Source organism: Sandaracinaceae bacterium, from assembly GCA_020633055.1.
GTDB lineage: Bacteria > Myxococcota_A > Polyangia > Polyangiales > Houyiibacteriaceae > JADJJE01.
Map to the genome: position 1 here is coordinate 16,883 of JACKEJ010000014.1, position 25,226 is coordinate 42,108.

General features: G+C 69.5%; 25 protein-coding genes and 3 tRNA genes. 7 read left to right on the forward strand and 21 right to left on the reverse strand.

The features are described from left to right. Positions 1 to 61: 61 nt before the first annotated feature. Entirely contained in the window at positions 62 to 1,495 is a 1,434-nt protein-coding gene (locus H6726_29105; GenBank protein MCB9661739.1) for a hypothetical protein, read from the reverse strand. Further along, positions 1,492 to 2,661 (reverse strand): bifunctional chorismate mutase/prephenate dehydrogenase, encoded by a 1,170-nt coding sequence (tyrA, locus tag H6726_29110; GenBank protein MCB9661740.1) that lies wholly within the window; start codon positions 2,659 to 2,661, stop codon positions 1,492 to 1,494. The genes H6726_29105 and tyrA overlap by 4 nt, the downstream gene beginning before the upstream one ends. Between tyrA and H6726_29115 the strand changes: the two genes are divergently transcribed. Next, positions 2,650 to 3,999, forward strand: a complete 1,350-nt coding sequence (locus H6726_29115; GenBank protein ID MCB9661741.1) for a dicarboxylate/amino acid:cation symporter — start codon at positions 2,650 to 2,652, stop codon at positions 3,997 to 3,999. The genes tyrA and H6726_29115 overlap by 12 nt on opposite strands. Positions 4,000 to 4,062: 63 nt before the next feature. Continuing rightward, positions 4,063 to 4,707 (forward strand): ComF family protein, encoded by a 645-nt coding sequence (locus tag H6726_29120; GenBank protein ID MCB9661742.1) that lies wholly within the window; start codon positions 4,063 to 4,065, stop codon positions 4,705 to 4,707. Positions 4,708 to 4,709: 2 nt separating this feature from the next. Here the strand turns inward: H6726_29120 and H6726_29125 are convergent. The 4 genes from H6726_29125 to H6726_29140 all read right to left on the reverse strand — a co-directional run bounded on the left by H6726_29125 (position 4,710) and on the right by H6726_29140 (position 6,905). After that, positions 4,710 to 4,786, reverse strand: a tRNA-Arg gene (locus tag H6726_29125). Positions 4,787 to 4,906: 120 nt separating this feature from the next. Next, the gene (locus tag H6726_29130) at positions 4,907 to 5,629 is read right to left on the reverse strand and encodes a serine/threonine protein kinase (protein MCB9661743.1); all 723 of its coding nucleotides are present in this window, start codon (positions 5,627 to 5,629) and stop codon (positions 4,907 to 4,909) included. A 32-nt stretch (positions 5,630 to 5,661) separates the two neighbouring features. Then, positions 5,662 to 5,865 (reverse strand): dodecin domain-containing protein, encoded by a 204-nt coding sequence (locus H6726_29135; GenBank protein MCB9661744.1) that lies wholly within the window; start codon positions 5,863 to 5,865, stop codon positions 5,662 to 5,664. Positions 5,866 to 5,918: 53 nt separating this feature from the next. Beyond that, positions 5,919 to 6,905, reverse strand: a complete 987-nt coding sequence (locus H6726_29140) for a hypothetical protein (protein MCB9661745.1) — start codon at positions 6,903 to 6,905, stop codon at positions 5,919 to 5,921. A gap of 153 nt (positions 6,906 to 7,058) precedes the next feature. Between H6726_29140 and H6726_29145 the strand changes: the two genes are divergently transcribed. Together H6726_29145 and H6726_29150 are read left to right on the forward strand one after the other, a co-directional pair. Continuing rightward, positions 7,059 to 7,132: transfer RNA gene (locus H6726_29145), tRNA-Pro, on the forward strand. A gap of 100 nt (positions 7,133 to 7,232) precedes the next feature. After that, positions 7,233 to 7,309 (forward strand) — tRNA-Arg (locus H6726_29150). Positions 7,310 to 7,316: 7 nt separating this feature from the next. Here H6726_29150 and H6726_29155 read toward each other — a convergent pair. Beyond that, positions 7,317 to 7,835, reverse strand: coding sequence for a cupin domain-containing protein (locus H6726_29155; GenBank protein MCB9661746.1), 519 nt, complete (start codon positions 7,833 to 7,835; stop codon positions 7,317 to 7,319). A gap of 170 nt (positions 7,836 to 8,005) precedes the next feature. Between H6726_29155 and H6726_29160 the strand changes: the two genes are divergently transcribed. After that, on the forward strand, positions 8,006 to 8,902 hold the full coding sequence (locus H6726_29160) for a class I SAM-dependent methyltransferase (protein MCB9661747.1): 897 nt from the start codon (positions 8,006 to 8,008) through the stop codon (positions 8,900 to 8,902). A 39-nt stretch (positions 8,903 to 8,941) separates the two neighbouring features. Next, a complete protein-coding gene (locus H6726_29165; GenBank protein ID MCB9661748.1) occupies positions 8,942 to 9,889 on the forward strand; it encodes an alpha/beta fold hydrolase in 948 nt (315 codons plus the stop codon). A gap of 30 nt (positions 9,890 to 9,919) precedes the next feature. Here the strand turns inward: H6726_29165 and H6726_29170 are convergent, their stop codons facing one another. Beyond that, complete coding sequence (locus tag H6726_29170; GenBank protein ID MCB9661749.1) at positions 9,920 to 10,810, reverse strand: hypothetical protein; 891 nt, start codon at positions 10,808 to 10,810, stop codon at positions 9,920 to 9,922. A 39-nt stretch (positions 10,811 to 10,849) separates the two neighbouring features. Here H6726_29170 and H6726_29175 point away from each other — a divergent pair, with 39 nt between their 5' ends. Then, entirely contained in the window at positions 10,850 to 11,638 is a 789-nt protein-coding gene (locus tag H6726_29175) for a crotonase/enoyl-CoA hydratase family protein (protein ID MCB9661750.1), read from the forward strand. Positions 11,639 to 11,751: 113 nt separating this feature from the next. Here the strand turns inward: H6726_29175 and H6726_29180 are convergent, their stop codons facing one another. The 13 genes from H6726_29180 to H6726_29240 all read right to left on the reverse strand — a co-directional run bounded on the left by H6726_29180 (position 11,752) and on the right by H6726_29240 (position 25,132). After that, a complete protein-coding gene (locus H6726_29180; protein ID MCB9661751.1) occupies positions 11,752 to 12,417 on the reverse strand; it encodes a nitroreductase in 666 nt (221 codons plus the stop codon). Next, positions 12,414 to 13,187: an enoyl-CoA hydratase/isomerase family protein gene (locus H6726_29185; protein MCB9661752.1), complete on the reverse strand. Its 774-nt coding sequence runs from the start codon at positions 13,185 to 13,187 to the stop codon at positions 12,414 to 12,416. Before H6726_29185 ends, H6726_29180 begins: the two co-directional genes overlap by 4 nt. Positions 13,188 to 13,239: 52 nt before the next feature. Continuing rightward, the gene (locus H6726_29190; GenBank protein MCB9661753.1) at positions 13,240 to 13,560 is read right to left on the reverse strand and encodes a NifU family protein; all 321 of its coding nucleotides are present in this window, start codon (positions 13,558 to 13,560) and stop codon (positions 13,240 to 13,242) included. A 49-nt stretch (positions 13,561 to 13,609) separates the two neighbouring features. Then, positions 13,610 to 16,972 carry a carbamoyl-phosphate synthase large subunit gene (gene carB / locus H6726_29195; protein MCB9661754.1) on the reverse strand — a complete coding sequence of 1,121 codons (3,363 nt, stop codon included), beginning with the start codon at positions 16,970 to 16,972 and terminating at the stop codon, positions 13,610 to 13,612. Between the two features lie 119 nt (positions 16,973 to 17,091). Next, positions 17,092 to 17,610 carry a TlpA family protein disulfide reductase gene (locus H6726_29200; GenBank protein ID MCB9661755.1) on the reverse strand — a complete coding sequence of 173 codons (519 nt, stop codon included), beginning with the start codon at positions 17,608 to 17,610 and terminating at the stop codon, positions 17,092 to 17,094. A gap of 44 nt (positions 17,611 to 17,654) precedes the next feature. Then, entirely contained in the window at positions 17,655 to 18,626 is a 972-nt protein-coding gene (locus H6726_29205) for a thioredoxin domain-containing protein (protein MCB9661756.1), read from the reverse strand. Positions 18,627 to 18,704: 78 nt separating this feature from the next. Next, positions 18,705 to 18,959, reverse strand: a complete 255-nt coding sequence (locus tag H6726_29210; protein ID MCB9661757.1) for a hypothetical protein — start codon at positions 18,957 to 18,959, stop codon at positions 18,705 to 18,707. A 158-nt stretch (positions 18,960 to 19,117) separates the two neighbouring features. Beyond that, positions 19,118 to 19,882, reverse strand: a complete 765-nt coding sequence (locus H6726_29215) for a proteasome-type protease (GenBank protein ID MCB9661758.1) — start codon at positions 19,880 to 19,882, stop codon at positions 19,118 to 19,120. A 107-nt stretch (positions 19,883 to 19,989) separates the two neighbouring features. Further along, positions 19,990 to 20,793: a transglutaminase family protein gene (locus H6726_29220; protein ID MCB9661759.1), complete on the reverse strand. Its 804-nt coding sequence runs from the start codon at positions 20,791 to 20,793 to the stop codon at positions 19,990 to 19,992. 4 nt (positions 20,794 to 20,797) lie between these two features. Next, complete coding sequence (locus H6726_29225) at positions 20,798 to 21,739, reverse strand: alpha-E domain-containing protein (GenBank protein MCB9661760.1); 942 nt, start codon at positions 21,737 to 21,739, stop codon at positions 20,798 to 20,800. A gap of 5 nt (positions 21,740 to 21,744) precedes the next feature. Then, positions 21,745 to 23,169: a circularly permuted type 2 ATP-grasp protein gene (locus tag H6726_29230; GenBank protein ID MCB9661761.1), complete on the reverse strand. Its 1,425-nt coding sequence runs from the start codon at positions 23,167 to 23,169 to the stop codon at positions 21,745 to 21,747. A 146-nt stretch (positions 23,170 to 23,315) separates the two neighbouring features. Continuing rightward, positions 23,316 to 24,314 carry a hypothetical protein gene (locus H6726_29235; protein ID MCB9661762.1) on the reverse strand — a complete coding sequence of 333 codons (999 nt, stop codon included), beginning with the start codon at positions 24,312 to 24,314 and terminating at the stop codon, positions 23,316 to 23,318. After that, positions 24,314 to 25,132 (reverse strand): hypothetical protein, encoded by an 819-nt coding sequence (locus tag H6726_29240; protein MCB9661763.1) that lies wholly within the window; start codon positions 25,130 to 25,132, stop codon positions 24,314 to 24,316. Before H6726_29240 ends, H6726_29235 begins: the two co-directional genes overlap by 1 nt. Between the last annotated feature and the right edge of the window lie 94 nt (positions 25,133 to 25,226).

Consider the following 25,226-nt stretch of genomic DNA (forward strand, 5'->3'; position numbering starts at 1 on the left):
CGTCTGCGTGGGATCGAACGGCGCAGCAGCGGGTCTGGGCTCCCAGCTGGCGCGGCGGGTCTCAGCTCGCGAGCGAACGCACGAGCGGCGCCAGCTCGGCCGCGCTCGGCGCACGCGTCAGGGTGAACACGACGCAGCAACCGACGGCGCTCAGATCGACGTCGGTATGACTGTGGGGCACGGCCGCGCGCAAGGCGTCCAGCTGCGCTGCCTCCGACGCGCTGGGCGGGCGCTCGACCCGGAACCAACGCCGCAGGCGAGGAAACGACAGCGGCTCGGCTGGCGCGCCGGAGCCCCAGCTGACCTCCAGCTCGTCCGCCGCGGGGGTCGCCCGCACGCGCACGGTCACCCACGGCGCGCTTCCGCCATCTCGAGCTGGCCCACGCATGTGCAGCGTGTCCCCTTCCACGTGGACCCCTGCGCCGTCCGCCCCGCTCGACCGATAGTCCACGCCCCGCAGCTCACCGGCCAGCGCGCGCAGTCGCTCCATGAGCCCTCGCAGGCGCAGCCGCGCGGAGGCGCCCTCTGGCCACACGGAGCAGCTCAGCGTCTGCGCGCCGCCCCCGTCCACGCCCACGGAGCGCAGCTGGAGTGTCGCGTCGTCCGGCGACTCGACGATGCGCGCGAAGTAATAGCGCTGCGCAAAGTACACCGCGTCCAGAGGCCCTGACGCGCCCTCCACCACGATCTCGGGCTCGGCAGACCCGCCGACGGGCAAGACGCGCACGGCGTCGTCGGAGGTGCATGGCACGGCGACCTTGAACCCCCTCTCCGCCCACAGGATACGGGGGGTGAGGCCGTCCCTGCGCTGGCTCAGCACGGCGTAAGGCTTGACGCGCGTCGAGCCCCGCGCATCGAGCACGCACGCCATGGACTCTCCCGTCTCGAGCTGCAGCGCGACTCCCACCTGCTCACCGACCCACTCGACGTCGACGTGGGCCACTGGCGCGGGCAGACGCAGCCGCACGTCGCGTGAGTCGCCAGGCGCCATGAAGAGCACGCCGAGCACGGGATCCGGGAGCGCGTACAGAACCGCCAGACGGTCTCCCGAGAGCGCCGCCTCGAGCGCCCGCACGTCCCCTCGTGTCACCGACGTTCGCTCGAGCGTGGGCCCCTCGGCGCGTTCGTTTCCCCGCGCTGGCGCAGCGGACGGCCAAGCCCCGTGGACGATACCCGTGGCGTCCGCGAGGACCACCCGTGCCCGTGCGCCGTCCACGCCCAACGCGACATGCCGCGCGGGCCCCAGCGGCACGGGCTCGTGGCCGTCGAACGCGAACGCGCCCGCAGCAGCCGTGTACACCGCGCGGCCCTCCCCCGCCGCGAACCGCACGCGCGGCTCGGCGCCGACGTGCCGGTCGTCCGGCCCCACGAAGTCGAGCGTGCGCGCGCGCAACGCGCTGGCGGCAGGCGCCGCGGCCACGACTGGACCGGCCGACAGGCGCGTTCCCAGCACCCACCCCGAGGCCCCGAGCCGAAACGAGCAGCCGGCGCTCATGTCTCGATGGAGCGCCCCGCCGTCAGCTCGATCAAACGGTCGATGAGGAACGAGCTCTGCTCCTGCGCCTCCTCCGTGAACTCACCGAAGAACGCGCGCACCTCGTCGAACACGGCGTCGAAGCGCGGCTGATCACGCTGCGCCAGGATGTCCGCGATCTCACCGGCGCTCGCTTGGAACGCTCGGGTGACCTCGGCCGTGCTCGGGTTCAGCATCTCGATGGCGCCGTACAGCGCCGGGGACTGCGCGAAGTGGCGCGCGGCAACGTAGGTCTCGAGCAGGTACGCCGGCGACGTGAACGCCAACGAGTCCTCGAGCGGGATGCCCAGACGGCTCAGCGTGAGCCCCAGCACCTGCGTCTGATAGTGGTTCAGCACCTGCACCACGGACATCATGCGATCGTGGTGCTCGGCGGTGGCCTCCGAGACCGTGAATCCGCGCGAGCGCAGCGTCTGCGTGAGCCATTCCCACCAGGCGTCGCCGCGGCCACGGCAGACCACCACGCGCTGCCCTTGGAAGGTGTGCACGGCGGGGCCGAACATGGGGTGCGTGCCGATCACGCTGGCAGAGGTCGAGGCCAGCATGACGTCCAGCGGCAGCTGCTTGATGGAGGTGACGTCCATCAGGAGTCCGTCGGGGCGGACGTGCGGGCCGACCGCTCGGATGACCCCCTCGGTCTCGCGGATGGGGACGCTGACGATGACGACGTCCGCGTTGCGGGCTGCGTCCTCGACGGACAGCGCCGTGCCGATGTCGCTGATGAGCACGGTGTGCCCGAGGTCGGCGAACATGCGGTGCAGCAGGCGGCCCATCCCACCGAGCCCACCCAGGATGGCCACGGTCTTCGGCTCGACGTTGAGCGGGACCTCGGCCCGCAAGCTGGCCTGGTGGTCGCGGCTGGCGAGCATCAGCAGCCGCCAGATGGACTCGATGACCGAAGGGGGCAGGCCCAGCTGCGCGGCTCGGTCCTTGACGGATACGAGGATGGCGCGCTCACGAGCGAGGTCCCGGATGCGGACGCCGTGATGGCGCTTGTGCGCGGCGATCTCCGCCACCACACCCATGCGGCGCGAGAGCAGCTGCAGGACGTCGCGGTCGAGGGCGTCCAGCATGGCGCGCAGCACCGAGAGAGGCCGTTCGTTGGAATCGGGAGGATGGTTCGACATGGCGCGCTGGGGGTGACCATAATCCCCCGCGTGCGCCGGCTCAAACTGCATCATCAAATCGCCCTCGCCATGCTGCTCGGGGCGGCGCTCGGCGCCTCCGTGCGTGCCCTCGCGGGCACGGAAGCGCTGGACCCGGACGCCGCGCTGACGGCAGCCGCGGTCGGACAAGGGCTCGGGACGGTGTTCCTGCGGCTGCTGCAGATGCTGGTCGTGCCGCTGATCGTCTCGTCCCTTGTGAGCGGCGTCGCAGGGCTCGGCGATCTGCGCAGGCTGGGGCCCATGGGCGCGCGCACCATCGCGTTCTACCTGGGCAGCAGTGCCATCGCGATCCTCACGGGGATCGCGGCCGTGCAGCTGGTCGAGCCTGGCGTGGGTGTGGACCGCGCGCTGCTGGAGTCGGGCGCCGAGGGGCACGCCCTCCCAGCGGCGGTCTCGGCCCCCGCGCAGAGCGCGCTGGACGTGCTTTACGATCAGCTGCTGCGGATGATCCCGACGAACCCCATCGCGGCCGCCGCGGAGGGGGCGATGCTGCCGCTGATCTTCTTCTCGCTGCTGCTCGGGGTGTTCCTCAACCTGAGCGAGCACGACCCCGACGCAGGGCCCACCCAGAGCGCGGTGGTGCGCCTGCGCGAGCTGTTCGAGGGGCTGTTCGCCGTGATGATGCGCATGACCCTCGCGGTCATCGCGCTCGCGCCCTTGGGGGTGTTCGGGTTCATGTTGAGCAGCACCGCAGCGCATGGGGCCGAGGCCTTCGTCGCGCTCGGAGGCTACGCGGCGACGGTGGCCATCGCCCTGGTCGTTCACGCGGGCTTCACGCTACCGCTGCTGCTGATCGGTCTGACGCGCCGCAACCCCCTCGAGCACGTGCGCGCGATGTTGCCAGCGCTCATGACCGCCTTCGGGACGGCCAGCAGCAACGGCACGCTGCCGCTGACCCTCGAGTGCGCGGAGAAGGCGGGGGTGCCGGGACGGGTTGGCGCGTTCGTGCTGCCCCTCGGCGCGACCATCAACATGGACGGCACCGCGCTCTACGAGGCTGTCGCGGTGCTCTTCATCGCGCAGGTGTACGGACTGGACCTGAGCCTCACGCAGCAAGGGGTGGTCGCGCTCACTGCGCTCCTCGCGAGCGTGGGCGCGGCGGGCATCCCGCACGCGGGGACGGTGATGATGGTGGTCGTGCTGAGCGCGGTCGGACTGCCGACCACCGCCGTGGGACTCATCCTCGCGGTCGACCGGGTGCTCGACATGTGCCGCACCGCCGTCAACGTGTACAGCGACTCGGTCGCCGCCGCGGTCGTGGCCCACTTCGAGGCTCGGCGCGACGCCGACAGCGTCTGACATTCGTCCTGGCGGGCGCTGGCCACGCGCAAGGCAGCGGACGCTCGCGCCGACAACCCCCGCATGACACCGCGCGCCCTAGTCCTCGGTCTGCTCGACCTCCTGGCGCCAGTGCGTTGCCCCGGGTGCGACGAGGCCCTCGACCCCGACCCGAACGACCTCCCACCCATCGACCCGTTCACCGACGGGTTCTGCGTCGTGTGCGCCGCGCTAGTCGAGCCCTTCGAGGGCGAGCAGGCCCTCTATCAGTACGGTGGTCCGCTGGCCGAGGCCATCAAGCGCTTCAAGTACGAGGGACGACTGGACGCGCTGCCCGCCCTGACACGCCTCGTCGCGCGCGCGGCTCCCGACCTCTCGGGCGAGGTCGACGCCGTCGTCCCGGTGCCCCTGTTCCCCCGTCGCCGGCACACGCGTGGCTTCGACCAGGCCGCGCTGCTGGCGCGTCCTCTGGCCCGCGCGCTGGGCGTCCCTCTCTCGCGCGCGGTGCTGCGGCGCGTCCGCGACACGCCCCCACAGGCACGGCTGGATGCGGCCGGGCGGGAGCGGAACGTGCAAGGCGCCTTCCTCGCGCGGCGCATCGAGGGGCAGCGCCTGTTGCTCTTCGACGACGTGCACACCACTGGGGCGACCCTCGTGGCGGCGCAGGACGCGCTCTTCGACGCGGGCGCGTCCACCGTCATCTCGCTGAGCCTGGCGGGACGAAGTTGAAGTGGCGCCCCCGGCACGATTCGAACGTGCGACCTTCGGCTTAGGAAGCCGCTGCTCTATCCTGCTGAGCTACGAAGGCGAGGGCGCGTGTGTACCACGCAGCCAGGACACGTGCACTCGAAGACCGGCATGATGGAAGGCCGCCCGGCGCAGACGACGACTGGGCACGTCGGTCCCGGCGGGGGGATGAGCGCGCCGCTCACGTGGGCCACTCGAAGGACTCGAGGTGATTGCGCAGGGCGCTGATGTCCGGGAAGCGATGCAGGATGAGCGACGCCTGCATCCCCGCGCAGATGTAGCGGATGTGATCGCCTGCGCGCGCGTAGTGCTTGCGACCGCCCACGCACTGATAGAGCACACGCACGGCGTCCACCAGGTCGTTGTTGCGGAGGCGCTTGCTGGGACGGCCACGATCGTAGAAGTCCAGCAAGCGGATGTTCAGGTGGATGCCCGTCGGCTGGACGAGGATGTTCTGGGTGTGGACGTCGCCGTGATACTCGCCCACCGCGTGGATCTTTTCGAGCCCGCGCACGAGGCTGTGCAGCAGCGTCAGGGCCATGAACGGGTGCAGTCGTCGCCCGCGCTGCTCGTAGGTGAAGTCCTCGAGGCGCACGCCATCGAAGAGGTCGGAGATGAGGCAGAGCACGCTCTGCCCACGCACGTCCACCCGCATGGTGTGGTGGTAGTGCAGCACGATGGGACAGTGCTGCAGCTTGTCGAGCTTGCGCGCACTCCACACCACCTGCTTGTCGGCGTCCACCGGCGCCTGGAAGTAGAGCTTGGCCGCGCGGTGCACCCCGGTGGAGCGCTCCTTGATTTGGTAGACCTCGCCCTCGCTCCCGGCGCCCAACTTCTGGACGACGCTGTAGCGGTCTCCGAAGACCCGGCCTGGCGTCAGATCGAACCCTCGGCGCGTCGGCATGGCGTGCGTACCCGGTGGAGGCCCACGAGGGGTCAGTCTTCGAGGACGAACGTCACCTTGAGGTTGACCCGGTAGGAGACGATCTTGCCGTTGTCGATGTGGACCTTTTGGTCCTGGACCCACGCGCTACGCACGTTCTTGAGGGTCTTCACCGCGCGCGCGACCCCCTGCTGGACCGCGTCGTCGAAGCTGGTCTCGGAGGAAGCGATGATTTCGGTGACTCGAGCGACGGACATGCGGGACTCCTCGAAGCGCGGGGTCTCTCCCCGACGAGTGGCGAGTGCGCACCCTACCGGAGTCTCGACGGGTCCTCAATATCCAACGACGTGCAGCCTGGCGGCGCCGTGATCGGGTTGCACCGCGAAGGCGTCCCCCCGGGGATCTCCACGAAGTAGTCCATGTCGGGCCGGGGCGCCGGCACGTCGGTGCTGATCATGTGGGCGCCGGACGCCAGGGCGGCTTCGAGGTCGTTGCTGCCATCGGCGAGCAGGTCGGAGATGCCGTCCGCGAACGTCCGCACCAAGTAACCGGCCTCGACCGCGGCACGGGCGTCGGCGTTCGGCGTGTTCTGGATGCGCACGGCAGACCAGCTGTCCCCCTCCTCGGAGTCTGCGAAGATGAGCCGCCCGTCCAGGCCCGAGCCTTCGTTGGCGTACGCCACGCAGTCCTCGCGCGAGCAGTTGAGGAAGAACAGGACCCGCCCGCGGGTCTGCCCGAGCGTGGGCCAGCCGTCCTCGGTCACAGCTTGGTCGAGCGTGTCGCGCGCCCCCTGGACCTCGTCGGGCGTGATGACCTCCTCGGGCGCGAACACGCTGAGGATCTCCGCATCCAGCGCGGAGAGGGCGGCCAGGCGGTCGGGCGTGTCGGCGGCCGGCAGCGTCTTGGGTTCGATCTGGATGAAGATCGGGTGGTGGCCCGGGTGGTCCCTCGACCAGTCACGCACGCCCGTGATGCAGTCGACGAAGGTTGGACAGGTGGACACCTGGTCGAAGCGCGGCAGATGGTACACCTGGAAGGCGCGCAGGTCCGCGTCCCAGTGTACGTCGATCTCGAGCTTCCGGACGCCCTGCGTGTCCAGCTGCTCGGCCATGGGCGCCATCGTGTAGCTCCACGAGGGCGCGGTCATCTCGTTCGGCTGCACGTGGTAGCTGTTGTGGGTGCCTTCACACTGCAGGTGGTTGAGCCGTAGCGTGTCGTCCAGCGGATGCACCGTGTCCTTGCCTTCCCCGCACGAGCTCAGGAGGACCCCCACGAGCAGAAGACAAAAGGTGCGCATCTTGCCGACGTGAGAACCACCACCGCGCGGCAGATGTGACGAAAGAGTGCGGTTCGTGACCTTCGCGTGAAACGACATGCGCGCACTCTGCCACGAATCCGATGCGAAGTGGTTGAGCGCAGCGACGCGCTCGGCTATGGTGCCGCCTCCTTTCGGGGTGTAGCACAGCCTGGTAGTGCGCTAGCTTTGGGAGCTAGAAGTCGTGGGTTCGAATCCCGCCGCCCCGACCCCACCGAGACCCCCGCCCGTCCGCGGCGCGGAGGTCTCGTCCGAGCCCTCCCCCGGGGCTCCACCAGACCCCGCCGCGCTCGGTCGTGTCGCGGGTTTGGGCCCATAGCTCAGTCGGATAGAGCGGCGGCCTTCTAAGCCGATGGTCGGTGGTTCGATTCCACCTGGGCCCGCCATTGTCAGCTATTTCTTGCCGGGTGTGGCACCGGGCGCCGCTTTCGGGTCGACGATGTGCGCCAGATCCACCAGGTCCCACGCCTCGCCGTTGCGGTAGAGGCGCTTCCCCAGACGCGGGTAGTCGCCCACGTCGTGGGTCAGACGTTGGCCCACCACGAGGCACCGCAGCGGCTCGGGCCCGGGGTTGGAGAACACGTGCGCGGGACCGCCGGCTGGCAGACCGATGAAGTCCCCTTCGCCGACCTCGAAGGTCTCCTCGTCGAGGGTCACGTGGGCTCGACCAGACAGGACGTACACGCACTCGTCCTCGAAGAGGTGTCTGTGGTGCTCCGTGGACTCCGCGCCGACCGGGACCTCGATCAGATGGAACCCGAGGCCGGTCAGGCCCGTGGCGTCGCCCAGCGACTTGTTCAGCCGCCTGCCGTTGGGGTTCAGGAAGTGGACCTTGGCGGTCCCGGGCATGGCCTCGATCGCGTCGCGCGACAAGATGTAGGGACTCTGCGTGGTGGACGGAGTGTGGCTCATGGAGGATCCGTAACGCGTCGCCTGGCCCGTGACGAGGCCGATCGCGCGAGACGCGGCCGCCCGGACCACGCGCGTAGGACCGAGCCCGCCGCTCCGAGAGACGCTCGCCACGCCGCGACCGCTCTACCCCTTGGCCTGTAACGCGGCGGGCGGTGCCACGACCCGGCCACATGCCTCACTTCGCCCTCCGCGCTGCGCGCGCGCTCTCTCTCCTCTTGCTCGTCGGCTGCGGCGGGGCCACGGCCACCGTCGAGGCGCCCGCGGCGGCCCGCTACGATGTCCTCACCGGGGACCTGGACGCCGCGCTGGCAGGCGCGTGGCGCGCTGACGACCGTGCCCGTGACGCCGCACGTCATCCGCGCGAGACGCTCACGTTCTTCGGCGTCACCCCGGACATGACCGTCGTGGAGTGCTGGCCAGGCGGTGGCTGGTACACACGTATCCTCGCGCCGCTGCTACGCGACCATGGCCAGCTCATCAGCGGTGGACTGCCGGTGGACGACGAGCGCCGCGGACAGTACGAGCGCGACTTCCGCGCCATGGTCGCGGCGCACCCCGAGCTCTACGATCAGGTGCGCTTGGCGACGCTGCACCCAGGGGACTTCCTGACGGACATCCCTGACGGAAGCGTGGACGCGGTGCTGACGTTCCGCAGCGTGCACAACTGGATCCGCTCCGAGGGGCACGACCCGAACGACTACTTCCGCGCGGCCGCCAGGGTGCTGCGTCCAGGGGGGGTGCTCGGGGTGGTGCAGCACCGGGCCCCCGAGGGGACCCCGGCCGCCGAGGACCCGAACACGGGCTACGTGACCGAGGCCCGCGTCATCGCGCTCGCCGAGGCCGCTGGCCTGGTGCTGGACGCGCGATCCGAAGTCAACGCGAACGCACGCGACGACCACGACCACCCGGAGGGCGTGTGGTCGCTCCCCCCCGTGCGCCGCGGCGAGGGGATGACCGACCAAGAGCGGGACGCCATCGGCGAGAGCGACCGGATGACGCTGCGCTTCCGCAAGCCCCTCGGCGCGCCCCGCGGGGACGAAGCCGACACCGCCCAGGGCGGCGCCTGAACGTTGAATCCGCGGGCCAGGGCGCGTAGCGTCTGGCCCATGCGACGCTGCCTCAGCCCGTCCGGCACGGACAGGATGCCTCTCCGTTCGACGCCCCGCCACGCACGCCGCCAGGTGGGCCTGTGGCTATCGCTGTGCGCGCTCGGCGCCGTCGGCTGCGGCGACGACACGCTGCCTCCCCTGCCGGATCGTCCGTCGTACGTGCTCACCGAGGCGGAGGGCCGCCCAACCTACGTGTACGTGCCGAGGGACTACGATCCATCCATCTCGTACCCCCTCGTGGTGCTCCTGCATGGCTACGGCGCCGGCGGCGGCGCCCAGAACCTGTACTTCGGGCTGAGCAACCAGACCACGGCCCTGCAGTTCATCTTGTTGTTGCCCAACGGGACGCGCGACGAGCAGGGCAGCACGCACTGGAACTCCGAGGCGGACCCGGACGACGTGGACGACGTGGCCTACCTGCGACGGTTGATCGACGAGGCCAAGGCGAACTTCCGGATCGACGCCCACCGTGTGTATCTCTTCGGCCACAGCAACGGGGGCTTCATGAGCTACCGCATGGCGTGCGACGCTTCGGACGCCATCACCGCCATCGCGAGCCTGAACGGGATGCCTCCAGAGGACCCCGCGGCGTGCGCGCCCGAGCGCGCCGTGAGCGTGTTGCAGATCCACGGCACCGCCGACGAGGACGTGCTCTACGACGGTCGCCCGACGTCCGACGGAAGTGGCTACCCGAGCGCACCGGAGGCGGTCGCCCGCTTTGCCGAGGCTGCCGGGTGCGACACCGAGCGCTCGGAGATGGGCGCCAACCTGGACCTGGACGAGGAGCTCCCCGGGGACGAGACCACGGTGCTGGAGTATCGGCGCGGTTGCCGGCGCGGTCTCGACGCGGCCTTGTGGACCATCGTGGATGGTGAGCACCTACCGGCCCGGTCGGACTCGTTCGTGCCCAACGTGATCACGTGGCTGGTGAGTCACCGACTCTGACGGGGCGCGCCGTCGGCACCGTGGGCGGCGTCACTCGAGCACGAACGCGCGCACACCCCCCAGCTCCATCGCTGCGCTCATGTAGTCGCAGCCGCCGTCTGGGCGCGGCGACAGGTCCGCGATGCCGCGCAGCACGGACCTGACGAGGTTCGTGAGCCCCTCGTCCATCCCCGAGGCGATGTAGATGTCTTCGACCAGCTCGTTCATCGCGCTGATGGGCACATAGCCCCCGAAGCGACCGTCGAGCGTGTACTCACCTTCGTCCAGTCGGAACTCACCTCGCCCGCGCAGCATGGGGAAGTCCAGGTCCACGCCCAGGATCTGGATGGGGAGCGTCACCTCGGCAGCCTCGACGTACAGGACCCCGTCGCGGATGGACGCTTCGCGCGTGGCCTCGAACTGATACCCCGGACGTGGGTCGAAGCTCTGCCCCGGAACCAAGAGCGAGTCGGTGCCCACGTCCACCGGGCCCATGCCCAAGCGGAAGCGCAGCGTGACGTGTGGGTCGTTCCGCCAGTCGTGCAGGTCCCCCACCTCCGCGATGAGCAGCAGCGTGCCGTCGTTCACCATGCTCTGCACGATGGTCGACACGTTCTCGGCCCCGAACACGACGAGCGCCGCGCCCAGACCGGAGAGCTGGTTGTCGACGCCGGACTCGCCCTCGGGGCTGACGAAGTCGGGCTTGAAGCACCCAGAGGCGTCGGAGCCGGCGGTGTGATCCACGTGGTCGAGGTCGAAGCCCCGCACGGTTCCATCGGGCTCTGGCTGGGTGATGAACTCGAGCCGCGCCATGACGAACGTCGCGGTCTCCCCTGGCTCCTGGTCGTCCTCGCACCCTGGCGGCGACGCGAGCCCCACCGCCCCCGCGAGGGTGACGCTGGTCAGCGCTCTCACGAGCGACCGGGGCAAATGCGACGGCATGCCGCACAGCGTACGCCCATTCGGGGGTAAAGTGTCCACGTGACAGATTTCCAACGCCTCACCCTCTCCCGTCAACACGATCACGTGCTCCTCATCGGCCTGAACCGCGCCGAGAAGCGCAACGCGTTCGACCTGCGCATGCTCAACGAGCTGGGCCAGGCCATCACGCTGTACGAAGACGACCCGGCGCTGCGCTGCGCGGTGCTGTATGCCGCCGGCGACCACTTCACGGCGGGCCTCGACCTGGCCGAGGTCGGTCCCGCGGTGGAGGCGGGCGCGGCCCTCTTCCCCGACGGCGGCGTGGACCCCCTCGGGATGCGCGGGCGGGTGCGTAGCAAGCCGCTGGTGATGGCCGTGCAGGGCTACTGCCTGACCATCGGCATCGAGCTGCTGTTGGCCAGCGACATCCGCATCGCGGCATCGGACACGCGCTTCGGACAGATCGAGATCAACCGCGGCATCTTCCCCTTCGGGGGCGCGACGCTGCGCCTGCCGCAGGTCGCGGGCTGGGGCAACGCCATGCGCTGGCTGCTCACGGGCGACATGTTCGACGCCCAGGAGGCGCTGCGGATCGGCCTCGTGCAAGAGGTCGTCCCCCCGGGCGAACAGCTGGCGGCGGCCACCCGTACGGCCAAGACCATCGCCATGCGCGCGCCGCTGGGGGTGCAGGCCACGCTCGAGTCTTCGCGCGTGATGCTGCACCAAGGGCCGGACGCGGCGGCCGAGCTGCTCCTGTCCCAGGCCCGCAAGCTGATGGCCACCGAGGACGCGGCGGAAGGCCTGCGCTCGTTCGTGGAGCGGCGCGAGGGCATCTTCAAGGGCAAGTGAGCAAGGACGCCCGCCACGCGGGTCGGAGGAGCACGGCGCGGTGCCGGATCCGGGTCCGCTCGGGACGTGCCGTCAACGCCACGCGCCACGCCCCGGCCGCCCGCCGAGGGCGCCTACGCGCGCCGCTTGACGTTCACGTCCACCGGGTCACGTGGCTGGCGCGTGGCGTTCACGGGCACGCTCTCGTCCTCGTAGCCGAAGGAGACACCGCACAGCATCAGCTCATCGTCGGGGATGGCGAGCTCCCGCGCGAGCAAGCCCGCGTAGGCCCGCAGCGCCGCCTGCGGGCATGAGCCGACGCCACGCGACGTGAGCGCCAGCATGAAGGTCTGGACCCACATGCCCACGTCGAGCGCCACGCCGAGCCCGAACGAGCGGTGCATGCAGACCACCGCGACGTGCGGCGCGTCGAACAGCGCGAAGTTGCGCGCGTGGGCGTCCAACCGCCCCTGCATGTCGTCGCGCCCGACGCCCATCTTCCCGTACATCTCCACGGCGCACGCCACCTGACGCTTGCGGTAGTCGCCGGGGAACGTGTCGATGGGGTGCTCCATCTGCTCGAAGCGCCCCGCCGCGAACTCCTCCAGCATGGCGCTCCGCACGCGATCGCGGGCAGCGCCGGAGGCCAGGTACACGCGCCAGGGCTGCACGTTGCAGTTGCTGGGTGTGTGCTGCGCCAGCTCGAGGCACGCCGCGATGACCTCCTCCGGGACCGGGTCCGGCTTGAAGCCCCGCACGCTGCGCCGCGCCCTCACCGCCTCGTCGAAGTCCATGCTCATGCGCGCTTCCCCTTGTTCAAGATGGCCGTGACGGCCGACACGTTCTCCGCCGACCCGTAGCAACTGCTCAGCGCTTCGTTCTCCGCGGCCGTCGCAGCCGCGAGCGAGGCCTCTTCCCCGGCTATGAGGAGGCGCTTGCAGGCCGCCGCGGCGCCGGGGGAAACCGACGCCACGTCGCTGGCGATGGCGAGGACCTCCTCGTCCAGCTGCTCGTCCGCGAACACGCGCGTGACGAGGCCCCAGTCGGCGGCGGTGCGTGCGCTGATGGGCTTGCCGCGCAGCACCAGTTCGTTCGCGCGCTGACGCCCGATGAGCCGCGGGAGCGTGAACGAGCTGCCGTACTCGAGCACGAGCCCGAGGTGCACGAAAGGTGTGCTGAAGGTCGCGCGCTCGGCCGCGTAGACCATGTCGAAGTAGGGCAGGATGGTGACGCCCATGCCCACGGTGGGACCCTGCACCGACGCGATCAGCGGCTTCTCGAAGGCACGCAGGTGACGTGCGATGTGCACCAACGCGTCGGGTGGCGCCTTCCCCTCCGCGATCTGCAGGAAGACGTTCACGTCCACCCCGGCGGTCCACATGTCGCCGGTCGACGCGAGCACCACGGCGCCCACGCTCGGGTCGGCGTTGGCCTCGGCGAGGGCGGCAACCAGGGCCCCGGCGAGCTCGCCCGAGAGGGCGTTCTTCTTCGCGGGGCGGTTGAGGATCAGCCGCCGGACGCGACCTTGGTCTTCGCGCGCGAGGACCGGGACAGGGGCATCGTGAGACATCGTGCCGCGCACTGTAGCAGCCTCTCGCTGCGCGGCCCGGCGGGCACGCAGCTCAGGACTGCTGAGCGCGGTCGCGCGCTTCCTGTTCCTCGATCTCGCGCATCACCTCACTGGCGTCCATCTCCATGGAGCGCGGCCGCGAGACCTCGTCCTCGAGCAGCACCTCGAGCGTGGGCACGCCGGTGGCCTTCCGCAGCAAGGGCTCGATGACCAGCGTACGGATGTAGCGGCCTCCTACGCTGTAGGCCGCCTTACCGCTCAGGCGCAGGCTGACGCGCTTGGGTGACACGTCGAGCAGCTCGACGCCGCCGCCGTCCGCTTCGAGGAGCGGACGCAGCACCTGATCGACGGCAGCCTGAACACGCTCCTTCATGACGGGACACAATCACCAAAATCGGACGCAGTCAACGTCTTGCGCGACGTCAGCCCGCCGGGGGCACCAGGGTCTTGGCCCGAGGCGCCGTCTGCTCGTGGTACTCCTGAATGGAGCGCACCGTGATGGGGGTGGTGCGCCGGGCCGCGATGGCGGTCACCACGGCGCTCGCCGCGGCGAGGGTGGTGAAGTACGGCACCTCGCTCATGAGCGTCTGGCGACGCAGCGAGCGGCTGTCCCGGATGGCCTGGGCGCCCTCGGTGGTGTTGAACACCATCGCGATCTCACCGTTGCGCAGGCGGTCCACGCCGTTCGGCCGGGCCTCGCCCACCTTGGCGACCAGCTCGGAGGGCACACCGTCCCGGGTCAGCACCTCACGCGTGCCCGCGGTGGCGAGCACCTCGAAGCCCAGGTCCACCAGCTGACGCGCCAGCTTGCTGGCGGCGGCCTTGTCGGCATCGCGCACGCTGATGAACACCTTGCCGGCGTCGGGGAGCACGGTCTTCGCGCTCATGAGCGCCTTCAGGAAGGCCTCGGGGAAGGTCTTGGCGATGCCCATGACCTCGCCCGTGCTGCGCATCTCGGGGGTGAGGATGGTGTCCACGCCTGGGAACTTCACGAACGGGAAGACCGACTCCTTGACGGCCACGTACTCGGGCACGATCTCGCGGGTGAAGCCCAGCTCGTCCAGCGTGGCCCCGGCCATGACCTTGGCGGCCACCTGCGCGAGGGGCACGCCGATGGCCTTCGAGATGAAGGGCACGGTGCGCGACGCGCGCGGGTTGACCTCGATGATGTAGACCTCCGTTCCCTGCACGGCGAACTGCACGTTCATCAGGCCGACCACGCCGATCTCGAGCGCGAGGGCGCTGGTGGACGCGCGGATGACCGCGAGCACGTCCGCCGGGAGCGAGTGTGCGGGCAGCACCTGCGACGAGTCGCCGGAGTGCACGCCGGCCTCTTCGATGTGCTGCATCACACCGCCGATGACGACGCGCTTGCCGTCGCACACCGCGTCGACGTCCACCTCGATGGCGTCGCGCAGGAAGCGGTCCACCAGGATGGTCTGGGTGTCAGCGTCGCGCACCGCCTCGAGGGCCACCTGGAAGTAGCGCCGCAGCTCGGTGGGCGAGTGGCAGATCTCCATGGCGCGGCCGCCGAGCACGTAGCTGGGGCGCACCACGACCGGGTAGCCGATGCGCTCGGCCACGTCGAAGGCCTCCTGCATGCCGGTCGCGATGCCGCCCTCGGGGCGCTTCAGGTTGAGCTTGGTGAGCAGCTCCTCGAAGCGCTCGCGATCCTCGGCCCGGTCGATGGCGTCCGCCGAGGTGCCGAGGATGGGCACGCCCGCCTTCGAGAGAGGCACGGCGAGCTTGAGCGGCGTCTGGCCGCCGAACTGCACGATGACCCCGTCGGGCTTCTCCTCTTCGATGATGTGCATCACGTCCTCGAACGTGAGCGGCTCGAAGTAGAGGCGGTCGGAGGTGTCGTAGTCGGTCGAGACCGTCTCGGGGTTGCAGTTGACCATGATGGTCTCGCAGCCGACGGACTTCAGCGCGAACGACGCGTGCACGCAGCAGTAGTCGAACTCGATGCCCTGCCCGATGCGGTTGGGTCCGCCACCGAGGATCATGATCTTGCGCTGCGTGGTCGGCGCGGCCTCCGAGTCACGCCCGTACGTGGAGTACAGGTAGGGCGTGAGCGACGCGAACTCGGCCGCGCAGGTGTCGACGCGCGCGAACACCGGGCGAGCGCCGGCGGCCTTGCGCTTCTCACGCACGTCCGGCGTGGCCTCGCCACGCAGCGCCGCGATGCGCGAGTCGGTGAAGCCGAGGGTCTTCCAGGCGGCCCAGGTGTCCGCGCCAACCTCGGTGCCGGCGCTGGCCGTGATGGCCTCCTCGCCGTCGATGATCTCCCGCAGCTGCTGCAGGAACCAGATGTCGATCTTGGTGGCCGCGTGGATCGCGTCGAGGGTCAGCCCCACGCGCATCGCGTCGGCCACGTACCAGAGGCGCTCGCCGAGGGGCGTGCGAATGACCTCGAGGATCGCCTCGCGCAGCTCGTCCTCGGTCGCCGGAGGCAGCTCGTCGCGGACGGCGTTCGGGTTCGCGCTGCGGGCCTCACCCGCGTTGGCCAGCTCGCGTAGCTCCGCGGCCAGGTCGCGGTAGTCCAGCTTGCCGATCATCGAGTCGAGGCCATCGTGACCGGTCTCGAGCGAGCGCGTGGCCTTCTGGAGCGACTCCTTGAAGGTCTTGCCCACCGACATGGCCTCGCCCACCGACTTCATCTGCGTGGTGAGGCGCGGGTCGGCCCCCGCGAACTTCTCGAACGCGAAGCGCGGCACCTTGGTGACGACGTAGTCGATGGTGGGCTCGAACGCGGCGCTGGTGCCCGTGATGTCGTTGCGCAGCTCGTCCAAGCGGTAGCCCACGGCCAGCTTGGCGGCGATCTTCGCGATGGGGTAGCCGGTGGCCTTCGAGGCCAGCGCCGAGCTGCGCGACACGCGCGGGTTCATCTCGATCACGATCAGGCGCCCGTCGGCCGGGTTCAGCGCGAACTGGATGTTGCTGCCGCCCGTCTCGACCCCGATCTCGCGGATGATGTCGCGCCCCGCGTTGCGCATGCGCTGGTACTCGCGGTCGGTCAGCGTCATGGCGGGAGCCACGGTGATGGAGTCGCCCGTGTGGACGCCCATCGGGTCGAAGTTCTCGATGGTGCACACGACGATGAAGTTGTCGGCCGTGTCGCGGATGACCTCGAGCTCGAACTCCTTCCAGCCCAGCAGGCTCTCCTCGATGAGGCACTCGTGCACGGGGCTCATCTGGAACGCCCAGTGGATGGCGCGGTCGAACTCCTCGCGGTTGTACGCGATGCCGCCGCCGGTGCCGCCCATGGTGAGCGAGGGGCGCAGGACGACCGGGAAGCCGAGCTGCTCGACGGCCGCGACCGCCTGCTCGTAGGTCTTGGCGGTCCAGGCGCGCGCGCACTCCACGCCGATCTTGGCCATGGCCTGCTTGAACAGGTCGCGCTCCTCACCCTTGCGGATGGCCTCGGTCTTGGCGCCGATCAGCTCCACGCCGTGCTTCTTCAGGATGCCGAGGTCGTCCAGCTCGAGCGCGAGGTTGAGCGCGGTCTGGCCACCCAACGTGGGCAGCAGCGCGTCGGGCTTCTCGCGCACGATGATGGCCTCGAGGACGGAGGGCACGAGCGGCTCGATGTACGTGCGCGTCGCGAACTCGGGGTCCGTCATGATGGTGGCCGGGTTCGAGTTCACCAGGATGACCTCGTAGCCCTCCTCCATGAGCGCCTTGGCGCCCTGGGTCCCGGAGTAGTCGAACTCACAGGCCTGGCCGATGACGATCGGGCCGGAGCCAATGAGGAGGATCTTCTTGATGTCGTCGCGGCGCGGCATAGGCTCGATCGGCTAGAGGTCTTGGCCGCGATCTGCCTCGATTCGAGAGCGACGCTCACGACCGGGGCCGCTTTATCAGAGGGTCAGCGGGGCGGCAAGGCGCTGCGGCCCGAGAAGCGTCACTGCGCTTCGAGGAGAGCGCGAATCTCGGCCTCCAGGGGCGCCGCGTCCGCTGCGCGAAAGCCGCGATGGACGCTGTGCACCACGCCGGCGCGATCGATGAGGTAGGACGACGGCATGGTGGTGGGGCCATAGCGCTCGGCCACCGCGTGCTGCGCGTCGTGCACGACCGGGAACGTGAGCGGCTGCCGCTGCAGGAAACGCGTCATGTTGGCCACGTCCTGATCGACGTTGACGCCGACCACGACCAGGCCTCGCTCGCGGTAGGTCTGGTAGAAGCGCTCGAGCACCGGCAACTCTTCGCGGCAGGGCCCGCACCAGGAGGCCCAGAAGTCCACCAGCACCACCTTGCCCCGCAGGCTGGCGAGGTCCACGCGCTGCCCGGCGAGGTCGGTCAGGCCGATCTCGGGGGCGCGCTGCCCGCCGCGCAGCGCGAGGGCCGTCTGTGGTCCGAGGGGGAAAAAGACCGAAGCCGCCGAGAAGGCCACGATCGCACAAGCCGCGAGGGTGCGTCGCATGAAGCCCTCGGACGCCTCGCGTCGGCGAACATTCACGTGGCCGTTCATCGCGCCGCGATCTCCTCGCGCAGATAGTCGATCAGCTCGTCCAGCTGAGCGGGGGGGAGCTCGCGGTTGTTCACGTAGATGGTGGGCGTGCTGTTCACGCCGATGCGCTGTCCCTCGGCCCGCGAGCGGTCCACCCGCGCGCGCAGGGCCTCGTCCTCGAAGTCGGCGCGGAAGCGGTCCATGTCGAGCCCGAGCGACTGCGCGTAGCGGGCGATGTCGGTGGGCTCGAGGTTCGTCTGGTTCTCGAAGAGCAGGTCGTGCATCTCCCAGAACTTGCCCTGCGCGCCAGCGGCTTCGGCCGCCACGGCGGCGGCGGCCGCATGCTGATGCATGGAGAGGGGATAGTGCCGGAACACCAGGCGCACCTGACCGGGGAACTCCTCGACGGCACGACCGAGCGGCCGGTGAGCTCGCGAACAGAACGGGCACTCGAAGTCGCTGAACTCCACGATGGTCACAGGCGCCATGACGGCGCCCCGCACGGGCGCATCGTCGAGGTCGATCTCGACGCGCGTGTCGGCCCCGTAGCGCACGCGGAAGTGCTCCCGCAGCTCGTCGCGCTCGAGGCCCCCGGCGGCGAGGCGCGCGAGGTAGCGCGCAGCGGGCACGCACGAGCGACACGCCACGTTGGTGGTGATGCACTCGGCGACGCTCACGGGCTCGCCACAGGGCGAGGTGAGGTCGCTGACCTGCGACCACCAGACCCGGCGCGCCGCACCATCCAGCTCGGAGATGTCGACCCCTGCGAGCTCTTGCACTGGCGTCGCAGGTGCCCGGTCGGGTCCGGCCGCTGGAGTGACTGGCCGGGCCTCCGTGGCGCTCGCGTCGCTCTCGCTTCCGCACCCCGCCATGGCCAGCAGCGCCGCGACGACTGCGACGTCCGCGAGGCGGACGAGCCATCGGCGCCCTCCTCGCCCCAACGAGCTCTCGTGATTCGACGCGTGCGACCCTTGTTTCGACCACTGCATGGCGGCGGGATGGTAGCAGCCTGGTCGACGATTGCGAGCGCCCCATCGCCGCGCTCGCGTGCCCACCAGGGCGACTGCTCAGGCCTGGCTGTAGGAGGCGAGCTGCCCCCGCACCACCTCTTCGTTGATGCCGGAGCGGATGAAGTCCTTGAGGCAGTCGGCGATGGTCAACATGAGCGCATCGACCCCATCGTCGTCGATGAGCTTGGACAAGAGCGCGCGAGACTCGCGGCTGTCTTCCGTGCGGAGAAACCCTCTGACTTGATCAATCGTGATGCCGCCTTTGAAGTCGATGATGGCGTTCTCGACCAGGTAGCGTGCAAGCTCGTTCACGCGAGGGCCTCCTAGGTGGAAAGAAATCTACGTTCTTCCTCATCTAATCGCGCGGTCCCTCAAATGGCAAGTATTGCGCCCGGGCTGAACTGCCCTGCGGAGCTGCCGCGTTCGATGCCCGTCCGGCGTGGCGACCGCGGCAACCCTTCCCCGATGGCTCAGTGCCCCAGGTCCGGGGGCCCGTCCATCTCGGGGAACTCGTAGTTCGGCAGTGACAAGAACGCCTGCTTCAGCGCCTCGCCCCACCCTCGGGAGATCGTCTGGAAGTAGGGAGCGTCTCGGCCGATGCGCAGCTGGCGCTCGACCCGCAGCGTGTCGCGCTCGTAGACCTGCACGTCGAGAGGCATCCCCACGGAGAGGTTGGCCTTGATGGTCGAGTCGAACGAGACCAGCAGCAGCTTGATCGCGTCCTCGAAGCTCATGGCGGGGTCGTAGGCGCGGATCAGGATCGGCCGCCCATACTTGGTCTCGCCGATCTGGAAGAACGGGGTGTCGTTCGACGCCTCCAGGAAATTGCCCTCGGGGTAGACCATGAAGAGGCGCGGCTCGGTGTCGCCGATCTGTCCGCCCACGATCACGGTGGCGGAGAAGGTCGAGTCGGCCCGCTGCCCGCCGCCGCTCGCGTCGCTGATGATCTCACGCAGGGTCTCCCCGACGATGCGGGCCACCTGGAACATGGAGGGCGCGCCGAGGATGGTGGGGTTTCGCTCCGCCGGGGCCTTGGCGCGCTCGTCCAGGAGGCTCACCAGCGCCTGCGTGGTCGCGAGGTTGCCCGCTGTGAGCAGCGTGATGACGCGCTCTCCCTCCGTGGTCCACGTGAACATCTTGCGGAACACCGAGATGTTGTCCACGCCGGCGTTCGTGCGGGTGTCCGACATGAAGACGAGCCCGCGGTTCATACGGAGCCCAACGCAGTAAGTCATAGGCGCGTAGCATATCCCGAAATCGGGGCGCGTGGGCGAGCGGGACGTGCGCTGTGAGCACGGAATCTCCGTGGCCAGGCCCTGCCGCGTGCCCAGTGCGGCGCGACCTACTGTTCGCTGACCTGAACGGCCACGACCATGGACTCCGAAGCGCTCCCCACGCGCAGCCCGGAGATGGGCGCGGCGTCTTGGTAGTCGAGCCCCGTCGCGACCCGCACGTAGCGCTCGTCCGGGCAGACCTCGTTGGACACGTCGAAGCCGACCCACCCGAGCCCCTGGACGTACGCCTCACCCCAGGCGTGCGTGGCGTCCTGGTCCACCTGCTCGTCCATCATCAGGTAGCCGCTGACGTACCTCGCGGGCAACCCGAGGACGCGCGCCGCGCTGACGAAGACGTGCGCGTGGTCCTGGCAAACCCCCTTCCCTGCGGCCAGGACGTCCTCCACGGACGAGGCCGCCGTCGTCGCGCCCTTGTGGTACGCGACCCGCTCGCCGATGGCCCTCGAGAGCGCGTGCAGCGACGACAGCGGGTCCTTGCGCGTGTCGCCGAGGGAGCGGGCCAGGTCCGACACCTGCGCCCCTGGGGCGGTGAGGTCCGTCTCGCGACAGAAGAGCCACAGCGGCGCGAAGCCCGCGTGCTCCCCAGCGACTCCGGCGCAGTCACGGGTGTCGACTTGCCCCTCGCTGCGCACACGAATCTCGTGCGCTTCGGGCAGTAGGCTGACGAGCTCGACCTTGTTGTGGAAGTGGTCGAAGTAGCTGACCTGCTTCTGCCCACCCTCGACCTCCGTCTTCCAGGACAGCACGGTCTGCGTGGCGTCGCTCCCTGGCGTGAGGCGCAGGCGCGAGAGCCCGTAGCGGACGGGCGCGTCGTACGTGTACAGCGTGGTGTGGGAGATGGTGAGGCGCATCGCGTTACTCGTAGAAGCGGAAGTCGTGCTCGATCTGCAGCCCGAGGGCGTTGTTGAGCTCGATGAAGCGCTCGATGAACTCGTGCAGGCCGGCCTCGATGATGGCCTCGATGCGCTGACCCTTGAGCTTCTTGCGGGTGTGTTGTGCCGCGGTGAGGCTCGCGAACTCCTGCTGGTACTCGTCGGCGAGCAGGCCGAGGTTGTCCGCCAGGCGGTCGTAGCAGAACGCGAGGGAGCGCGGCATGCGCCGGTCGAGGATGAGGAAGTCGGCGATGCTCTGAGGGTTCACGTCGCCCTGGTTGAGCCAGTGGTACGCACGCTGCGCCGAAACACAGCGGAGGATGGTCTCCCACTGCACGTTGTCCAGCGACGAGCCGACCTGCGCGGCGGACGGCAGGAGCACGTAGTACTTCACGTCGAGGATGCGCGCGGTGTTATCCGCCCTCTCGAGGTAGGTGCCGATGCGCGCGAAGTCGTAGATGTCGTTGCGCAGCATGGTGCCGTGCATGGTCCCGCGCACCAGGGCGGTCTGCTGCCGGATGACGTCGAGGATGCGCGGCAGGTCGCGGCTGGCCGGGCGCTGCGACAGCAGGTCACGCAGGGTCATCCAACCCTCGTTCGTGGCCTCCCAGACCTCGCGCGTCAACGCCGTACGCACCAGCCGCGCGTTGGTGCGCGCGCCCTCCATGGTGGACAGCACGCTCGAGGGGTTCTCGCGGTCGCGAAGCAGGAAATCCACCACGCTGTCCGCGTCATAGGCCTGGTGGCGCTCGAGATAGGCGTCGCGCACCCCCGAGGTGGCCACGATGGACGCCCACTCGTCCTCCTCCGCGGAGGAGCGGGTGAGCGCGATGCGCAGGCCTGCGTCGACCAGGCGCGCTGTGTTCTCGGCGCGTTCCAAGTAGCGGAACATCCAGAACAAGCCTCCAGCTGTCTTGCCAAGCATCCGCCCTATTCCTCCAGCACCCAGGTGTCTTTGGTCCCGCCGCCCTGGCTCGAGTTCACGACCAGCGAGCCCTTCTTGAGCGCGACGCGCGTGAGCCCGCCCGGGGTGATGTAGATCTTGTTCGGCGACATGAGGACGAAGGGGCGCAAGTCGACGTGCCTCGGCGCGAGACCCGAGCGCTTGAGGATGGGCACCGTCGAGAGCGACAGCGTGGGCTGCGCGATGTAGTTCCCCGGGTTGGCGCGCAGCTTCGCGCCGAAAGACGCGAGCTCCTTGCGGCTGGCCGCGGGGCCGACGAGCATGCCGTAGCCACCCGAGCCGTGCACTTCCTTGACCACCAGCTCGGCGAGGTGCTCGAGCACGTACGTGAGCGACTGGGGCTCCGAGCAGCGCCAGGTGGGCACGTTCTTGAGGATGGCTTGTTCGCCCGTGTAGAACTCGACGATGTCCGGCATGTAGGAGTAGATGGCCTTGTCGTCGGCGATGCCGGTGCCTGGCGCGTTCGCGATGGTGATGCCGCCAGCCCGATACACGTCCATGATGCCCGACACGCCGATGACCGAGTCGGCGCGGAAGGTGAGCGGATCCAGGAAGGCGTCGTCCACGCGCCTGTAGAGGACGTCGATGGGCTGGTAACCGCGCGTGGTGCGCATGGCGACGCGTCCGTCGACGACGCGCAGGTCGTGCCCCTCGACGAGCTCCGCGCCCATCTGGTCCGCCAGGAACGAATGCTCGAAGTAGGCCGAGTTGTGAATGCCCGGCGTGAGCACCGCGACCACAGGCCGCCCCTTGCAGCCGGCCGGCGCGCAGGCCGCCAACGAGCGTCGCAGGTGCTTGGGGTAGTCTCCCACCGGACGCACCTTCTGCCGCGCGAAGAGCTCCGGGAACATCCGCAGCATCGTCTCGCGGTTCTCGAGCATGTAGGACACGCCCGAGGGCGTGCGGGCGTTGTCCTCGAGCACGAAGAACTCGTCCTCGCCCGTGCGCACGATGTCGACGCCGACGATGTGCGTGTAGACGTTCGCCGGGGGCGTGGCGCCCACCATCTCCGGCAGGAACGCGTCGTTCTGCTGGATGAGGCGCGCTGGGATGCGCCCCGCCCGGAGGATCTCCTGGCGATGATAGATGTCGTGCAGGAACGCGTTGATGGCGCGCACGCGCTGCTCGATGCCACGCGAGAGGCGGCTCCACTCACGGTCGGCGATGATGCGCGGGATGATGTCAAACGGGATGAGGCGCTCCGCAGCATCCTCGTCACCGTACACATTAAAGGTGATTCCGGTCCGCCGGAACATGGCCTCCGCGTCGAGCGAGCGCTGGAGCAGACGCGCGTTCTCCTCCCCGTCGAACCAGGCCTTGTAGCCTTCGTACGGCGCGCGCACCGCGTCCCCTCCACCGAGCATTTCGTCGAACCCTGGCGCTGCGTCCATGCTGTGCAAACTAGAGTCCATCGAGCCCCCACGCAAGCTTTCTCACCGCCACTCGGAGGTCACATGTTCCCGACTGCTGCCCGTTTGTTTCGCGGTCATTTCAAGGGGATTTCACCAGAAGAACAACGAATGAAACGGGACGCGGATCACGGCGCAGGCGGCGGCGCCCCCGCCTCGATCCACGCGCGGACCGAGGCCGTGCCGCGCGTGAGGTAGGGCTGGCCGCTGGGCATGACCTTGCCGCAGATGACGCGCTCGGTCTCTGGGATGGTGATGTCGCCCAGCTTGTGCAGGAGATACGATCGCGACGCGTCCGCCGTGTCGACCATGGCGTTCGCGATGGTCACGTCGCACTCGTCGTCGATGGTGGGGTCCTGCGTCGTCAGCGCCATGTAGGCGAGGGCTGGAGTGGAGAGGTCGAGCTCGGGGTTGGTCCCGCCCGAGGTGTGACAGCCGATGACGCAGCTCCGCGCCAAGACGTCGTCGAACACGCGCGTGAAGAGGTCCCCTGTGCCGTTGGAGTCGTCCTCGCAGACGGGCGTGCGCAGCCCGATGGCCCCCTCCTCGATGCGCGCGAGCGCGGGGTCGGAGGCCTCGACCACGGGCGCGCCACACGCCAGCCAGGAGCGCAGCGCGGTCCGCCCGGCGGACGTATCGACCGCTTCGAGGGCGCCGCCGAAGCTGCAGCGTCCGAGCTCGAACTCGACGTACCGGTAGCCTCCCGGGGCGTCCCCGCCGACGTTCTCGTCGTAGGGGGGCATCGTCCCGCGGTGGACCTCGCGCCAGATGTCGCTGCGATGTCCGGTCACCGTGCTGTAGTTCGCGCCGAGCCGCTCCAGGAAGTCCGCCTCTGGGCGCCCCAGCGGGTTCACCGTGCCTACGGGCAGCGCGAGGTCGAAGCCCAAGGGGACTCCCACGCGGTCGTCCCCCTCGGCGGACTCGCTGTGGCAACGCCCTGCGCCGCACGAGCCGTTGAGGAGCGCCTGGCCGGCGTACATGATCCGCCCCTCACCGTCCACGACCAGCCGCTCGCCCACGCCTTCGTCGCACTCGCCGAGCGCGGGCGTGCACGCACCTGTGAGGAGCGCCCCAGCGCCGAGGACGACCCGAATCCACCGATGGCCGGCGGTGCCGCAGAGGCGCATCAGAAAGTCACCTCGGCGCCGATGGCGATGCGCAAGCGGTGCGTCGTGAGCGTTCGGTCGCGCTCGGACTTCGCGAACTCCGAAGAGGCCGAGGAGCGCAGCAGGGGGGACCACGACCACGCGTAGCCCAGCGTGCCGCGCAACGCGAACCAGCTCGCGGCTTCCCAGCGGACGCCTGCGTCGGCGCCCGCGAGGATCCCCAGCCGCGGACCCCGCCATGTGTTGAAGCCCTGACCGCGGCTCTGGTTGATGAGCTGACGCAGATCCTCGCCGGGAGCGATGATGGACGCTCCGACGCGCGGCGTCAGGAGCACGGAGATGCCGTGCTTCACGGGGAGGAGGATGTCCAAGCGCACGTCCAGCAAGAGCAGCTGACCCAGGCCCACCGTGTCCCCTTGATCGGGGTCGACCTCTAGGGCGCCCCCCCAGCCGAAGCCCCCGCCCAGCCTCAGGTTGTCGCGGAGGCCGAACATGAGCCCGAGGTACAGCGACCCCCCGAGGGCGCGGGCGGACGTGCTCTCGTCGAGCACCTGGCGGTTGGCGCGGTCGTAGCGGTCGTAGCGCTGGACGTCGACGCGCATGGCGCCCTCCAGGATGAACGCGTTCGGCGCGTCCTCCTCGACCGCGGCACGTCGCGCACGAGGCGCGGGTCGATCGCCTGCCTCGTCGCCCCCACCGTCGTCTTGGGCAGCAGCCGTGGGCGCGAGCGACGAGCCCCACAGGCCGAGGAGGACTGCCAGGAGCAGCGTCCAGCGTCGCTCGGTCGTGTCCGAAATTGCGCGAGCGCGTATGGAGGAAGGCGCGAAGGGGGAGCTCATCCGGCGAGCATACCCAATCTGTTGGCTCGCCGACACGTATTGCGAAACCGGCAGGACCTCTCTAGTCTGTCTAGTGGCACGGTAACCCAGCCGT

Bases quoted from the DNA above. Each gene is read 5' to 3' on its own strand.
- H6726_29105 (MCB9661739.1), bottom strand. From the start codon at position 1,495: ATGAGCGCCGGCTGCTCGTTTCGGCTCGGGGCCTCGGGGTGGGTGCTG.
- H6726_29115 (MCB9661741.1), top strand. From the start codon at position 2,650: ATGGTTCGACATGGCGCGCTGGGGGTGACCATAATCCCCCGCGTGCGC.
- tyrA (MCB9661740.1), bottom strand. From the start codon at position 2,661: ATGTCGAACCATCCTCCCGATTCCAACGAACGGCCTCTCTCGGTGCTG.
- H6726_29120 (MCB9661742.1), top strand. From the start codon at position 4,063: ATGACACCGCGCGCCCTAGTCCTCGGTCTGCTCGACCTCCTGGCGCCA.
- H6726_29130 (MCB9661743.1), bottom strand. From the start codon at position 5,629: ATGCCGACGCGCCGAGGGTTCGATCTGACGCCAGGCCGGGTCTTCGGA.
- H6726_29135 (MCB9661744.1), bottom strand. From the start codon at position 5,865: ATGTCCGTCGCTCGAGTCACCGAAATCATCGCTTCCTCCGAGACCAGC.
- H6726_29140 (MCB9661745.1), bottom strand. From the start codon at position 6,905: ATGCGCACCTTTTGTCTTCTGCTCGTGGGGGTCCTCCTGAGCTCGTGC.
- H6726_29155 (MCB9661746.1), bottom strand. From the start codon at position 7,835: ATGAGCCACACTCCGTCCACCACGCAGAGTCCCTACATCTTGTCGCGC.
- H6726_29160 (MCB9661747.1), top strand. From the start codon at position 8,006: ATGCCTCACTTCGCCCTCCGCGCTGCGCGCGCGCTCTCTCTCCTCTTG.
- H6726_29165 (MCB9661748.1), top strand. From the start codon at position 8,942: ATGCGACGCTGCCTCAGCCCGTCCGGCACGGACAGGATGCCTCTCCGT.
- H6726_29170 (MCB9661749.1), bottom strand. From the start codon at position 10,810: ATGCCGTCGCATTTGCCCCGGTCGCTCGTGAGAGCGCTGACCAGCGTC.
- H6726_29180 (MCB9661751.1), bottom strand. From the start codon at position 12,417: ATGAGCATGGACTTCGACGAGGCGGTGAGGGCGCGGCGCAGCGTGCGG.
- H6726_29185 (MCB9661752.1), bottom strand. From the start codon at position 13,187: ATGTCTCACGATGCCCCTGTCCCGGTCCTCGCGCGCGAAGACCAAGGT.
- H6726_29190 (MCB9661753.1), bottom strand. From the start codon at position 13,560: ATGAAGGAGCGTGTTCAGGCTGCCGTCGATCAGGTGCTGCGTCCGCTC.
- carB (MCB9661754.1), bottom strand. From the start codon at position 16,972: ATGCCGCGCCGCGACGACATCAAGAAGATCCTCCTCATTGGCTCCGGC.
- H6726_29200 (MCB9661755.1), bottom strand. From the start codon at position 17,610: ATGCGACGCACCCTCGCGGCTTGTGCGATCGTGGCCTTCTCGGCGGCT.
- H6726_29205 (MCB9661756.1), bottom strand. From the start codon at position 18,626: ATGCAGTGGTCGAAACAAGGGTCGCACGCGTCGAATCACGAGAGCTCG.
- H6726_29215 (MCB9661758.1), bottom strand. From the start codon at position 19,882: ATGACTTACTGCGTTGGGCTCCGTATGAACCGCGGGCTCGTCTTCATG.
- H6726_29220 (MCB9661759.1), bottom strand. From the start codon at position 20,793: ATGCGCCTCACCATCTCCCACACCACGCTGTACACGTACGACGCGCCC.
- H6726_29225 (MCB9661760.1), bottom strand. From the start codon at position 21,739: ATGCTTGGCAAGACAGCTGGAGGCTTGTTCTGGATGTTCCGCTACTTG.
- H6726_29230 (MCB9661761.1), bottom strand. From the start codon at position 23,169: ATGGACGCAGCGCCAGGGTTCGACGAAATGCTCGGTGGAGGGGACGCG.
- H6726_29235 (MCB9661762.1), bottom strand. From the start codon at position 24,314: ATGCGCCTCTGCGGCACCGCCGGCCATCGGTGGATTCGGGTCGTCCTC.
- H6726_29240 (MCB9661763.1), bottom strand. From the start codon at position 25,132: ATGAGCTCCCCCTTCGCGCCTTCCTCCATACGCGCTCGCGCAATTTCG.